Here is a 14,820-nt window from a genome sequence, read left to right as displayed (position 1 = left end):
CAAGGCAAAATAGCCTATCAGGTATCAAAAAAGACAGGTACCGCACAATTGGAAAGCAACTCGAAGAAAGCGGGGAAACACAGATCAGCCTTACCGACCCCGATGCCAGGTCCGTGGTACTGCACCGCAACATTATCAATGTAGGCTATAACGTGCAAGCGGGCTGCGATGCAAAGCATAAACTCTTCGTCAACAATGATACGGGGACGGTGAACGATACCCATGCACTCTCCCCCATGGCACTGGACACCAAAGAACTTCTGAATGTGGACAGCATGCGCACACTTACGGATAAAGGGTATACAACTGCAAAACATTTGGACATATGCACCAAGAACGGGATCACGCCGTACTCCTCCCCAAAGGAGCATTCCTCCCAACACAACGGCCTTTATCCAATGATCGATTTTAAATACGACAAGGAAAAGGACAACTATACCTGCCCCGACGGACAAATTCTGAAAACCAATGGAACCGTTTACGATAAGGCGGGCCACAAGGTGAAGCATTACAAGAACAGGCAAGCTTGCAAGGTATGCCCCGTAAGACATCTGTGTACCACTAATAAAAATGGACGATTCATAGAACGTTCCATCTATCAAGAGGCCTTGGAGGAAAATCAAAAAAGAGTGGAAGAAAACCCGGAGTACTATAGACTTAGGCAACAGATCACGGAACACCAGTTCGGAACTTTAAAAAGGCAATGGGGCTTCACGTATACCTTGATGAAAGGAAAGCAGCACGTGCTCTCGGAGGTGAACCTGATGATGACCTGCTATAACCTTAGGAGACTTATGTCCATACTTGGCCCAAAGGAGCTTAAAAACAGGCTCAAAGAGCTTCGTCCTATGATATCAGCCATCTTGCGTCCAATTGTGGGCCATGTGAGCCAACTTCTTACAATATCAAGGCTTCAGACTCCAGAATTACGGAACGACAAAACTTCCCTTAATCGACTTAAACTAAGTTAGAAGTTGTTATTTTTATGAAAAAATGGAGTTGCTGCGCAAACTCCCGTTAAGCAAAATTAAAATTGAAAAGCATTCATTTTTCAGGTAGTATCCCATTCAAATATTTCAATGAGATTCATAATTAAATAAATTATAATCCTTCTAATAAATCACCCCGTTATAGGATAAATACTATTATTAATTTACAATCTTTATTGTAACAACATATCGAGAAGATATCGATTAATCCTGTTAGCTAAAATTAATTTATACATCTTATCCACAATTCTTAGCCATTGGTAGGTTTTTTATTCCATTACTTTTAATAATAGATATATTTATTGCCAGTTGCTCAATAAAACTAAACCCCCATGAAAATTGCCTTACTGTTCCCTAATAATATTTTCACTTCCCCATACCTCAAATACTATAGAATCATTTTAGAAAAAGAAAATATAGAATATGACCTATATAATTGGGATAGAAGTGGAATAGATGAAGAAGGATGCATTTCATTTTCTAACAAGGTAAAAACATCTCTTCCATTATTGAGGACATGGGATTTTCTAAAATTCAGAAATTTTTTAACTGAGCATCTTAAAAAAAATAAATATGATAAGGTAATTGTATTTTCAGGTCAATTAGGAGTTTTAATGGGTGATTTTCTATTTAAAAACTATCCGAAAAAATATATTTTGGATATCAGAGATTTTTCACCTGTAATAAACTATTTTAAAAGTAGATTTGAAAAGCTTGTAGCGCAGTCTAGTTTTGTATGTATTTCCTCTAATGGCTTTAAACAATGGCTACCTCCTAACGGGAATTATGTTTTAGGCCATAACATAGATATCCAACTTGTTGACCATTCTTTAAATAATATTCAGAAACGAGAAAAAACGTTACAGAAGAAGACTTTAAAGATAGATACTATTGGCCAAATTAAGGATTATAATTCCGATTCCAAATTTATAGATCAATTAAAAAATGACAAGAGATTTGAAATGGAGTTCATTGGTTTCGGATATGCAATACCAGATTTAAAAGAAAAGATCAATGCTGAAAATGTAGAAAACATTAAGTTTTATGGCCCCTATGAAAAAGAGGACGAGTCTTATCTTTTAAAAAATACCGATTTATTAAATATCCTAATTAGTCGTAAAGACAGCAACAAAGGAGATACCTTATTAAGTAATAGGCTTTACCTATCGGCCGTATATAATATTCCATGCATTGTTAACGGAGATACAGAGCAAAGTAAAATAATTGAAAAGTATAAACTGGGTGTTGTAGTTGATAATTATGAAGAATTACCTCAAAAACTAATTACCTACCGAGATAATTTTTGTCATCACAGTTTTAAAAACGGGTGTCGTGCTTTTTTAAATGATGTAAAAGAAGACTACTCCTTATTCGAAGAAAATGTTATTAACTTTTTAAAAGATAAATAAATCATATGTTCAAAGATAAAACACTACTAATCACTGGAGGTACAGGCTCTTTTGGGAATGCCGTGCTAAACCGTTTTTTAGAAACGAACATTAAAGAAATCCGCATCTTTAGCAGAGACGAAAAGAAGCAGGACGATATGCGTAATCAACTAAAGAACGAGAAGGTAAAGTTCTATATCGGCGATGTAAGGGATTATAACAGTATTGCCAAGGCCATGCAGGGTGTAGATTACGTCTTCCATGCAGCCGCGCTTAAACAAGTACCATCTTGTGAGTTTTTCCCTATAGAAGCTACTAGGACTAACGTTTTTGGAACCCAAAACACAATTGATGCTGCTGTTGCCAATAATGTAAAACGTATTATTTGCCTTAGTACAGATAAGGCAGCTTACCCTATTAATGCCATGGGAATCAGCAAAGCACTTATGGAGAAAGTTGCCGTAGCTGCGTCAAGGAATATTCCTAATGACAGTACTATCGTTTGTCTTACCAGGTATGGAAACGTAATGGCCTCTAGAGGTTCCGTGATACCGTTATTCGTAAAACAGATTAAGGAAAATACCCCCCTAACGGTTACCGACCCCAAAATGACGAGGTTTTTAATGTCTCTAGAAGATGCCGTGGATTTGGTGATTTTTGCATTTTTAAACGGTAATCAAGGTGATCTTTTTGTAAACAAAGCCCCTGCAAGTACCATAGGTGACCTAGCACAGGCGATTAAAGAAATCTTCAATGCCAAAAACCAAATTAAAGTTATTGGTACCAGACATGGGGAAAAACTATATGAAACCCTTTGTACAAGAGAAGAGATGCAAAAAGCTCAGGATATGGGTGAGTTCTACAGAATACCAGCAGATAATAGAGATCTTAATTATAGCAGGTATTTCTCTGAAGGAGAGACTGATATAAGTGTAATTGAAGATTATCACTCCCATAATACGGAGCAATTAACCAACTCATCCCTAAAAGAGACATTATTAAATTTAAAATTCATTAAAGAAAATTTATAAATGCAACAAGCCGTTCTCAGCCAAGGAGATACCCATGAAGATAATAGAGGGAAAATAAAATTCTTCAATTCTTTTAATATGTCTCCAATAGTCCGATTTTATGAGATAGCGCCCAAAACAACGGAAATTATACGGGCGTGGCAAGGCCACGAGTGGGAAAGAAAATGGTTCTATTGCCATAGTGGAAGCTTTGTAATCAATGTGGTTAATATTACAAACAAGAATATTCCAAAAGCAGATTATAAAATAGAGCGATTTAATCTGAATGCAGACACCCCTATTATTTTGGAAGTACCCGGAGGGAACGCTACTGGATTTAAAGCGTTACAAGAGCATTCTAAATTAATGGTATTTTCAGATTTCACTCTAGAAGAGTCTTCCAAAGACGATATACGATTTCCATTAGAGACGTGGAAAGTAGAATGGTAACTAGTAATAGTAGTTGAAAGTAATTAAACCCGATTAGAAAAATTTAAATTGCATAATCAGCTTTACAGACATTAAATAATGCTAGTTTTCTAGAAAACTAGTTTCACCCGATTAAGGCAAAATCAGCATCAATGATAAAAATAGGAATAACCGGACAAGCCGGTTTTGTAGGAAATCATCTTTACAACACTTTAAATTTAGACGATACGGTAACCCTAATCCCGTTTGAACGATTTTATTTTGATAACAAAGCAATGCTAGAAGATTTCGTTAACCAATGTGATGTAATAGTACACTTGGCTGCCATGAATCGTCATGAAGATCCAAAAGTAATTTACAACACTAATATAGATTTGGTGAACCAATTGGTAAGTGCCTGTAAATCCGTTAGCGCTACTCCGCACATCTTATTTTCTTCCTCCTCTCAAGAGGAAAAAGACAACCTTTACGGTAAATCCAAAAAAGAAGGAAAACAAATCTTTATGGAATGGGCTGCAAATGAAGGTGGTAAATTTACCTCTTTAACTATCCCCAATGTTTTTGGACCTTTTGGAAAACCAAATTACAATTCCGTTGTAGCTACCTTTTGTCATAAAGTTGCACATAATGAAGAACCTACTATAATAAATGATGGTGAGGTTGGACTTATTTATATTAATGAATTGGTCCAAATCTTTATTAAGGCTATCAAAAATGGTAATGAAGGAGAATTGATCCATAAAAATTCAACTGAAATAAAAATTGCTCCAACCCAAACCATTAAAGTATCTAAAATTCTTGCCCTCTTACAGCAGTACAAAAGAGATTATATGGAGAATGGGATTTTCCCTAATCTAGAAAAGGACTTTGAGAAATCACTTTTTAATACTTTTAGATGCTATGTACCCACTAGTCATTACCCAGTTAAATTCATAAAAAACACCGATAATAGAGGCAGCTTTGTAGAAATAGCACGGACCCAAACTAGCGGACAATTCTCTTTTTCTACCACGGTGCCAGGAATCACTAGAGGGAATCATTTTCATACTAGAAAAGCCGAACGTTTTGCTGTAATAAGTGGGAAGGCATTAATTCAATTGCGTAAAATTGGAACAGATGAGGTCATAGATTATTACCTAGACGGCGATGAGCCAGCATATGTAGATATGCCTATTTGGTATACCCATAATATAAAAAACATTGGAAATACAGAATTGATCACCTTATTTTGGATTAACGAGCCTTACGATCCTCAAGATGCAGATACCTATTTTGTAAATGTGTAATTAACATAAAACATCTACTTTGAAAAAATTAAAAGTACTGACCGTCGTGGGAACGCGACCAGAAATTATAAGATTAGCCTGTGTTCTTAATGCCCTCGATGCTAATGAGGCCATAGAGCATACCTTGGTACATACCGGACAGAATTACGATTACGAACTTAATGAAATATTCTTTGATGATTTAGGAATCAGGAAACCTGATTATTTTCTAAACGCTGCCGGAACTAATGCCTCGGAAACTGTAGGTAATATCATTATTAAAATAGACCCTCTATTACAAGAGTTAGCACCAGACGCATTTTTAGTTCTAGGAGATACCAATTCCTGTCTCTGCGCTATACCAGCAAAAAAACGAAAAATTCCAGTTTTTCATATGGAGGCTGGTAACCGTTGTTTTGATCAACGTGTACCCGAAGAAACCAATCGTAAAATAGTAGATCATATAGCGGATATTAATATGACCTATAGCGATATTGCTAGAGAATATCTATTACGAGAAGGATTATCCCCAGATAGAGTTATAAAAACTGGAAGTCCCATGTATGAGGTATTAGGGAATTTTAAAGCCAAAATAGAGGCTTCTAATGTGTTGGAAAAACTGCAACTGGAAAAGCAGAAATTCTTTGTTGTTTCTGCACATAGGGAAGAAAACATTAGCAATCCTAAAAATTTTGAGGGCCTAATAACTTCCCTAAACTTAATAGCCGAAAAATATGACTACCCTATCATTGTTTCTACCCATCCCCGTACTAGGAACATGTTGAATGAAAAGAAATTGGATACCCATAAAAACATCCAATTTCTAAAACCTCTGGGCTTTTCGGACTATAACGCATTGCAATATCACTCTTTTGCAGTGTTATCTGATAGCGGAACCATCTCTGAAGAATCGTCCATATTAAACTTTAGGGCACTTAATATTAGGGAGGCCCATGAAAGACCAGAAGCGATGGAAGAAGCCTCGGTGATGATGGTGGGACTTAACCCTGAACGCATCTTACAGGCCCTTGCAGCCCTTGATGTTCAAGAAAGAAACCCTGAACGTAACTTTAGACAGGTAGCAGATTATTCCATGCCCAACGTTAGTGAAAAAGTAGTGAGAATAATAATTTCTTATGTAGATTACATTAACAGAGTAGTTTGGTCAAAATCTTAAGTTTATGAGAATTATTTATTTAGGACTTGCCGTTCCCAATATGGACGAATATCACAATATGTTTACTGAACTTGTTGCTGAGTTTCGTGATAACGGCCATCATATCACAGTGGTAGCCCCATCATATGATGCAAATATAGAGGGGTTGCAAGTTGAGGATGGGATACCTATACTACGAGTACCGACTATGAAGATGTTCAGGGTTGGTAAAATACAAAAAGGATTGGCTACTCTCCTCTTACCTTACCAATATAAACGGGCCTTAAAAAAAGCTAAAATCGACTTAAATTTTGATTTAGTTATGATGCCCACTCCTCCAATAACATTAGTTGACGTAGCCAGTTGGATAAAACGAAAATATGGCGCAAAAATGTATTTGGTACTTCGTGATATCTTTCCACAAAATGTCGTTGATCTTCAGATGATGAGTCCTAATGGGGTAGCCTACTCTTATTTTAGAAAAAAAGAGAAAGAAATGTACCAAACCTCAGATTATATTGGATGTATGTCTCCAGGAAATATAGAATATGTAAAAAAACATAACCCCGATCAAGACCCTAGTAAATTACATTTATTACCAAATTGGACTCCCCTAAAGCCTAATTTGGAGCGATCCGAAATAAATAGGATTAAAGACCAATATGGTCTTACAGATAAATTTATAGTAATGTTCGGAGGGAATATTGGAAGACCACAAAAAATGGAGAATATAGTTGCCCTTGCCAAATCTTGTGCCGCAATGAAAGATATTTTCTTTTTAATTATTGGTGGTGATAATGAAAAGGAGAACTTAAATCGAATGATTCTCAAGGAAAAATTAGACAATATTAAAGTTAAGGACTACCTAACAAGGGAAGAGTATTTTAAGGTATTACAAATTGCTGATGTAGGCTTAATCTCTTTAAGTGAAGATTTCACTATTCCCAATATTCCTTCTAAATCTCTTGTTTACTATAATGCCAAAGTGCCCATTTTAGCCTCTATAGACGTAAATACAGATTTTGGCCCCCATTTAGAAGAAATTGGAGCAGGTCTTTGGGCAGAGGCGGGTAAAACAGAACTGTTAAAAGAAAAGTTGTTGCAACTATACCGCAATCCCGAAAAAAGAAAGGAAATGGGAGAAAATGGATACCACCACCTAAAAAATAACCTATTGGTTTCAATGGCCTATAAGAACATAATGTCTCAACTTAAAAGCAACTAGTTTAGGTCTAAAAATATGCTGATTATTGATAAATTACCGTTAATCAATAATTTTGATAGGTTCATCCTTCTTATTAATTATTGACGAAATTAAATACTTAATTTGGTTGTTATATAGACAACCATTATGTACCAACATTTTTTTAAACGTATACTAGACCTAGTGATAGCGTTAACGATGCTGTTACTTCTAAGCCCGATTTTTATCTTGCTTACGGTATTGTTGTATATTTTTAATAATGGTGAGATATTCTTTTTGCAAAAGCGACCTGGGAAGAACGAGCGTATCTTCAGCATTATAAAGTTTAAAACCATGACTGATAAAAAGGATGCGCAAGGCAATCTTTTACCAGATGGAGAACGCTTAACAACAGTTGGAAAATTTGTCCGAAAAACTTCAATGGATGAAATACCCCAATTAATCAACATTCTAAAAGGGGATATGAGTCTGATTGGACCCCGTCCTTTATTAACCCAATATTTACCAGTTTACACGGAAAGAGAAAGATTAAGGCATACCGTATTACCTGGAATCACAGGTCTTTCTCAAGTATCTGGAAGAAATAACCTTGGCTGGGATGAAAGACTTAGGATAGATGTGGAATACGTAGAAAACATCTCGTTCCTACTTGATGTTAAGATTTTTTTTAAAACCATTAAAAACGTACTGATATCAAAAGATATAACCGTGGATGCCACCATAATGCCGAATTTAAATGAACACAGAAGAAAAGCTTAATTGGGCCATCTTGGTTTCTAGATGGGGCCGTAACGCTAAAGACGTAATTAATGCATACTCGCAAGGAGTACTGAATCGCTCTTCCATTAGTCTGCTAATATACGAGGCAGAACCTTGTGGTGCTGCAGAAGCTGCAGAGAACGCCGGTATAGAAACCATACGTCTGCAAAGAGATCATTTCCAAAACAATAAAGCGTACCAACAAAAAATATTACAAGTACTAAAACAACGGAATATAGACTATGTCTTATTACTGAGTTTTAAGTATGTAATTAAACAGGACCTATTAAAAGCTTTTCCTGACAGAATTATTAATATTCATCCCTCCCTCTTTCCCAGTTTTTTAAAAACACATAAGGCAATACAAGAGGCCATAGACTATGGCGTAAAGATCACTGGACTAACTACGCATATTATAGACGAGGAAATAGATAAGGGAACCATATTATGCCAGGAGGTAGTTAAGATTAAGGAAAATGACACTTTTGAAACGGTTTATCCAAAGTTTGGAAAAAAAGGAAAAAAGATAGTCCTAAAGACTATTTCCTTATTAGAAAAGAAACACTTTAAAAACCAAAAACTCAATTAAAACAAAGCTTGTATTTTGAAAATTCTTTTTTTACTCAGCAGAATTGAAAAAAGTGGGGTTACTCTACATACCTTAGATCTCGCCCAAGGGCTTGTTCATCTAGGGCATGAGCTTGTTATTATTTCCGGTGGAATAACGGACTCACACAACGAATACTTGCTTAAAATTGAGAATGAATTTAAGAGTTTAGGTACAGAAATTAGAACGTTTAAAACGCCCTCTGGAAATACCCTTAATAAGATTGCTATTTCTATTGGTGCTGTTTACCAAATACTTAAATGGATAAAAGAACTTAAACCCGATGTAATCCATTCTCAATCCCCTAATATGTCTTTTATACCATGGTTATTAAACAAACCATTTGTATCCACAGTACATAATGTAAATAGACAATTAGAAAAGAGTTTAAAGTATAAAAATCCAACTCAGTTAATCGCTATAAGTAGAGAGTCCAAAGAATATGGTATAAAAGTTTTAGGGGCAGAGCCAGAAAGTGTGTCGGTTATATGCCATGGTATCTCTAAAAGGTATGCTGAAAAAACTCCTAAAAAGGAGCTAAACATATTAAGAAATAAATATAACCTTCCAAAAGAAAAAGTATTAATTGGATATGTTGGGAGAATTACTGAGGATAAAGGTTTAGATGTCCTAATTACTGCTCTAGAGAAGTACCTCCCTAAGACCACCTCAAAAAACTTGCAGGTAGTTTTCTTAGGTGACTATTGGTTAGATTCTGATGAAAGCTGGCTAAATGAACTAATTGAACAATCACCACTAAAGGATCAAATAAGTATTGTACCTTTTCAAGACCCTAAACCCTTTTATGAATTGTTCGATATCTTTATACTTCCCTCAAAATATGAAGCCTTTGGCCTAGTATCCGTGGAAGCAATGATGAGTAATTGTTGCACTATTAGAACAGACACTAATGGGGCTCTAGATCAGATTAACCATGGTATAGATGGTTTTATATTTCAAAATGGTAATGCCAAAGAATTGGCAGATATTCTTAACCCCCTAATAGAGAATAAGGAACTCAGAGATACTATTGCCGAGAAAGGCAAACAAAAAGCACTGAAAAATTTCACAATAGAGGCCATGACTAATAAGACTGTGGCTATTTACAATAAACTCGTTTAACCTATTTAAAGCCATGTTAGATATAATAACAGAGAAAAAGGAGTGGGAGAATGCTTTAGAGCAGTTGGGGAGTTTTGATTTCTATCATACCTATAATTACCATCACCTGTCTAAAAAAGATTCAGAAGACCCTGTGTTATTTTTATATTCCAAGGATACACTTAAAATAGCGCTTCCACTATTAATACGCCCTATAAAAGGAACTCCCTATTTAGATGCTACCTCCGTCTATGGTTATGCTGGACCAATATGCAATAATTCCTTAGACGATAATGCAGTTAAGGAGTTTCAAAATTCCCTTATAAATTATTTTAAGAAAAGAAATATCATATCAGTTTTCTCTCGACTTAACCCCTATATTCCATGTCAGACTAAGGTATTATCAGGCATAGGGGAAGTAAAGTCAATTGGGAAAGTCGTTAATATAGACCTTACCCAAACTTTAGATGAGCAGCGGTCTGCATACCGTAGAGATACCCGTAGTAGAACAAACAAAGCAAGAAGATTATGTTCTGTTCGAAAAGCAGAATCTGCAGAGGATATTAGGAGCTTTATTGATGTTTATATAGAGACTATGAAAAAATTAGAAGCCGATTCGTCCTATTTTTTTGATGAGGATTACTTCTTTAAGTTTCTTAAAAGCGACGGTTTTGAAACGGAAATTCTTTTGGCGATTGATAATGAAAGTAAAGCAGTAGCTGCTGGCTCCATGTTCGTAAAAACAAATAATATTATTCAGTATCATCTTTCTGGAACCAATCCGAAATTCATGAACATAGCTCCCTCTAGATTATTATTGGACGAAATGCGAATTATTGGCACCCAGGAAAAATACACCTATTTTAATCTTGGTGGGGGTTACCAAAGTAAGGAGGATGCTCTGTTTAATTTTAAATCTTCCTTTTCCAAGGATATAAAACAATTTAATGTTTGGAAACTAATAGTTGACGAGCACATTTATAACGAACTAAAAAAAGATGCCGATATAACGGACACCGATTATTTTCCGGCGTACCGGGCCACTGCATAAATTAATAATATATAAAAATACCCAAATGATTATTTTTATTGTACCCATAAAAAGTGCCCAAATATCCACTAATTGGGAAGTGTTTTCAATTTTGGTGGAAAGAACAATGAGATCTATTTGCCAACAAACTAGTAGCAATTTTAAAGTAATTGCAGTTTGCCACGAAATACCTCAACTCAATTTTCAGCATCCTTCATTAGAATATATACAGGTGGATTTTGACCCTCCTACTGCAAAAAATATTGAAAAACTGCAATCAGATGACCCCTTAAACTATAGAAATGCCGCCAAAGAAGCTGATAAAGCAAAAAAAATTATGCAAGGTGTAGCCTATGCAAAAAAATATAACGCTTCGCATTATATGGTGGTAGATGCCGATGATTGTATAAGTAAACATATTGCCAAGTTTGCAGAAGAAGACACCAATGATGTTCCCGGCTGGTTTATTTCAAAAGGGTATATCTACAATGAAGGAAGTAATCTGATTTTTCTCAATAAGAATACCTTTAATGTCTTATGTGGTACCTGTATCATTGTGAAATCGGAATATATAGATCAATTATTACAGAAAAAACCATACCCACTATATAATCATGATTTTACTTCCTTAGGTAATGGTAAAGAGATGCATCCCCTACCCTTTCCTGGAGCTATTTATAGCATTGGTAATACTGAGAATTATTGTAGCACTCCCGAGGCCGTAAAAAAAATGAACTCCTATAGCTTTCTAAAAAAGGACTTCTACGAAAATATTGTTCGAAAATTAATGAAGTACCGAGTAAAACTTGTTACTGATAGTTTCCGAAAAGAATTTGGGCTGACAAAATTGGATTTCACCTCTGTTTTTAACAAATAACTCTGAAATATTTATTGATGAAAATGGTTAATGTTATTCTTTCAAACCTATAGAGGGATGTTCAAGGTAATCAAAAATAAGGAGCAATGGAATACCATATTGAAAATGGTAGACACCTACGATATGTATCACACCTATGAATATCATCAAATAACTAAAAATGAGGGTGAGGAACCTATTTTAATTAGCTATTCTGAAAAGGATAAACTTATCGCAATCCCCTTATTATTAAGGAATATACCTGATTCTGACTATATGGATTGTACCTCTGTATATGGTTATGCTGGTCCCATTTCTAAAAATATTGATGAAAGTTTTAACCCTACCTCATTCACTTCTAAATTTAACAAAGTTCTTATAGATAATAACATCGTCTCTATATTCTCTAGACTAAATCCGTTTATTCCTAATCAAGAATTCTGCTTAAATGGATTGGGCGAAATAACCCCCTTAAGCACGGTGGTTAATATAGATATTTCCCAAAGTGAGGAAGAACAAGTTAAAGAGTATCACAAAAGATTTAGAACGCAAATTAATAAAGCTAGAAGGGTGTGCAACCTGAAATATGCGGAAACCAAGGAAGAGGTGCTACAATATATTGCCTTGTATTATGAAAATATGAAACGGGTGTGTGCCAAAAAAGAATATTTCTTTAATGAAGAATATTTTTTTAAGCTAATTAATGCAACAGATTTTAACACTAGAATATTATTGGCCTTGGATAAAAATAGCGACAAGATTATTGCAGGCGCTATGTTTATAGAAAAAAATAAGATTATACAGTACCACTTATCTGGTGCCGACGCCAATTTTTTAAAACATTATGCTATTAAGTTATTAATAGATGAAATGAGAAGGATAGCCACTAATGAAAATTACAAATTCTTTAATCTTGGTGGGGGGATAGGAAATAAAAAAGATTCATTGTTCGATTTTAAAGCAGGGTTTTCTAAGGATTATAAACAGTTTACGGTTTGGCGGTATACTGTTAACGATAAGGCTTACGGTGAACTAGCACTTAAAAATCAAGAAAAAAAGGCATGTACTGTTTTTCATAAAGATTGTACTCTCTTTTTCCCATGCTACCGGTGCAACCTTTAATCCTAAGCCTCCATACATGTTTAATAATCCATTTTCCACGAAAGTATTTACAACCACTTGGATGCAACACTTTCAAGCAGGCTCTCCAATATTTACCTTCCTATCTTTAAAGGGAATTGATTTCTATAAGCATTCTTTACTTCCCGTTTATATCAATGTGGGCAGGAATATGACCAAAGGCATGTTATATTCTATAGATAATGATAAAATAGATAATGAAATAAGGAATAAAGTTTTCCTCATTTATGATGTTCCCGTACATTCTGAAACTACGGATAGTTTTAGAGGTAAGAAATTGAAAAGAGAAAGAATAAAGCAATATCCCGGATTTTTATTAAACCTAGAGTCATATGAGGATTACAATGACTATATGCTCCAAACCTTTAGTAAAAATAGCAGGTATAAACTAAATAAATATAAAAAAAGGCTGGAATCCTGTTTTGATATTCGCTATAAGATGTACCATGGTAAAATGGAAGTTGAAGAATATCAGCTTGTCTTTGAATATTTTGAGGCACTATTAAAAAAAAGATTCCTCCAAAAACAAATTACCAATAATAACTTGGAATCTAAGGAGTGGAATTTCTATAAAGAAGCTACCTATCCAATGATCCTACAGAAAGATGCAGCATTATTTGTAATATATAATGGTAAAACACCTATAGCAGTAACCTTAAACTATATTCAGAGCAATACTCTAATAGATGCCATAACAGTATTTGATATTGACTATGAGAAGTTCCATTTGGGCTCAGTAAATATCATGAAATTAATTGAGTGGACTTTAGACAACAAACTACGAGCCTTTGATTTTTCTAAAGGATATTACGAATATAAAAAGCGCTGGACCAATTTAGAATACCATTTTGAGTACCACCTTATTTATGACGGCAACTCTCCCTTAGCAACTTTTCTAGCTTGGAATATTAAAAACTATTTTAAGCTTAAACAATTTTTAAGGGAGAAAGATATAAACACTAAATTCCACACATTAACCTTTCTTTTAAAGAGTAAAAAAGCTGTAAAAGTTGAAAAGTCAAAATTTAGCTTTTCCCCATTGGAGAAAGAATCGGGCTTAGAACATTATAAAGATATTTCTAAAAATAGTGAGGATTGGGAACAGTTTCGCACAATGATATCTGAATTTTTATACCTGAACAACGAATCTGAAAAAGATTTATCCATTAAACAGCTTTCCAACCATAAGTGCAATTTTGTATTTATAGGTAAAAATCATAGTGTATTACTAACCATTTTAGAGCAATAACCTTTTTGTATTCATTTAAAACTTATAACCTTATGAGCGCTACGAATTAGTAAGTATTAATTATACTATCCTAGATAATAAACTAAGACCATTTCTTTATGCGAAATCAACAAAAAAGGTAACTAAGATTTTATTTGTCTCCCAAAATCAACCAATCAATAATAAGCTCACCTAGTTACCAAACCAAACATGGTTTTATAATTAACTCGGAGAATTAAGCAACTCAATAACATCGGGAAAATCCTATGAGGTCTAATTAGAAAGTTACGATAACAAGTCGACCGATGGTCGCAACAGGTAAACCCACGTGAATTGAAGGGCAGGCCCGCCTGTATTCTATGATTAAAAAAAGGATATCTACTTTAATTTATCAACAATCCTAAGCTGCATATTTCATAAGATTAATATAGGGTTCATTTCGCGTAATAACTGCAAACATTCTGGACACTAATTTGTTTCTAATAATATTGATTGTGCTCATCTTGTTTTTTCCTTCCTCCAGTCTCCTCTGGTAATATGCTTTCATTTCCGGATTATGCTGTAAGGCCGATTTTGCACATAGATCAAGTAGGCTCTTTATTTTCTTGTTGGCTAGGTTACTAACCTTTGTCCTGCCCCTTATACTGGTTCCCGATGT

General features: G+C 34.7%; 15 protein-coding genes. 14 read left to right on the top strand and 1 reads right to left on the bottom strand.

All coding sequences use genetic code 11. The features are described 5' to 3' along the window. From H344_RS20585 to H344_RS0115950, 14 genes are all read left to right on the top strand, one after another. On the top strand, positions 1–971 hold a 971-nt coding region (locus H344_RS20585; RefSeq protein WP_157378345.1), incomplete at its 5' end, for a transposase. A 350-nt stretch (positions 972–1,321) separates the two neighbouring features. After that, a complete protein-coding gene (locus tag H344_RS0116010) occupies positions 1,322–2,398 on the top strand; it encodes a glycosyltransferase family protein (RefSeq protein ID WP_026811216.1) in 1,077 nt (358 codons plus the stop codon). A gap of 5 nt (positions 2,399–2,403) precedes the next feature. Further along, positions 2,404–3,408 carry a polysaccharide biosynthesis protein gene (locus tag H344_RS0116005; RefSeq protein ID WP_026811215.1) on the top strand — a complete coding sequence of 335 codons (1,005 nt, stop codon included), beginning with the start codon at positions 2,404–2,406 and terminating at the stop codon, positions 3,406–3,408. After that, on the top strand, positions 3,409–3,837 hold the full coding sequence (locus tag H344_RS20580; RefSeq protein ID WP_051254370.1) for a cupin domain-containing protein: 429 nt from the start codon (positions 3,409–3,411) through the stop codon (positions 3,835–3,837). 131 nt (positions 3,838–3,968) lie between these two features. Further along, positions 3,969–5,102, top strand: coding sequence for a polysaccharide biosynthesis C-terminal domain-containing protein (locus H344_RS0115995; RefSeq protein WP_026811214.1), 1,134 nt, complete (start codon positions 3,969–3,971; stop codon positions 5,100–5,102). Positions 5,103–5,121: 19 nt separating this feature from the next. Next, entirely contained in the window at positions 5,122–6,258 is a 1,137-nt protein-coding gene (wecB, locus tag H344_RS0115990; RefSeq protein ID WP_026811213.1) for a non-hydrolyzing UDP-N-acetylglucosamine 2-epimerase, read from the top strand. Positions 6,259–6,262: 4 nt separating this feature from the next. Further along, positions 6,263–7,462 (top strand): glycosyltransferase family 4 protein, encoded by a 1,200-nt coding sequence (locus tag H344_RS0115985; RefSeq protein WP_026811212.1) that lies wholly within the window; start codon positions 6,263–6,265, stop codon positions 7,460–7,462. A gap of 126 nt (positions 7,463–7,588) precedes the next feature. After that, positions 7,589–8,200 (top strand): sugar transferase, encoded by a 612-nt coding sequence (locus H344_RS0115980; protein ID WP_026811211.1) that lies wholly within the window; start codon positions 7,589–7,591, stop codon positions 8,198–8,200. Beyond that, positions 8,178–8,789, top strand: coding sequence for a formyltransferase family protein (locus H344_RS0115975; protein ID WP_026811210.1), 612 nt, complete (start codon positions 8,178–8,180; stop codon positions 8,787–8,789). The genes H344_RS0115980 and H344_RS0115975 overlap by 23 nt, the downstream gene beginning before the upstream one ends. 15 nt (positions 8,790–8,804) lie before the next feature. Then, positions 8,805–9,929, top strand: coding sequence for a glycosyltransferase family 4 protein (locus H344_RS0115970; protein WP_026811209.1), 1,125 nt, complete (start codon positions 8,805–8,807; stop codon positions 9,927–9,929). Positions 9,930–9,942: 13 nt separating this feature from the next. After that, positions 9,943–10,959: a peptidoglycan bridge formation glycyltransferase FemA/FemB family protein gene (locus H344_RS0115965; RefSeq protein ID WP_026811208.1), complete on the top strand. Its 1,017-nt coding sequence runs from the start codon at positions 9,943–9,945 to the stop codon at positions 10,957–10,959. A 25-nt stretch (positions 10,960–10,984) separates the two neighbouring features. Then, the gene (locus H344_RS0115960) at positions 10,985–11,815 is read left to right on the top strand and encodes a hypothetical protein (protein WP_026811207.1); all 831 of its coding nucleotides are present in this window, start codon (positions 10,985–10,987) and stop codon (positions 11,813–11,815) included. Between the two features lie 57 nt (positions 11,816–11,872). Further along, on the top strand, positions 11,873–12,916 hold the full coding sequence (locus H344_RS20575; protein WP_169514982.1) for a peptidoglycan bridge formation glycyltransferase FemA/FemB family protein: 1,044 nt from the start codon (positions 11,873–11,875) through the stop codon (positions 12,914–12,916). A 16-nt stretch (positions 12,917–12,932) separates the two neighbouring features. Next, entirely contained in the window at positions 12,933–14,183 is a 1,251-nt protein-coding gene (locus H344_RS0115950; protein WP_026811206.1) for a GNAT family N-acetyltransferase, read from the top strand. Between the two features lie 379 nt (positions 14,184–14,562). Here the strand turns inward: H344_RS0115950 and H344_RS20570 are convergent. After that, the coding region (locus H344_RS20570; RefSeq protein WP_034256823.1) for a transposase at positions 14,563–14,820 on the bottom strand (258 nt) is incomplete at its 5' end.

The sequence above is a fragment of the Arenibacter latericius DSM 15913 genome (assembly GCF_000424985.1).
In the GTDB taxonomy this organism is placed as follows: Bacteria; Bacteroidota; Bacteroidia; order Flavobacteriales; family Flavobacteriaceae; genus Arenibacter; species Arenibacter latericius.
Note: the sequence above shows the minus strand (reverse complement) of the source record. Positions and strands in the feature narration are given on the sequence as shown.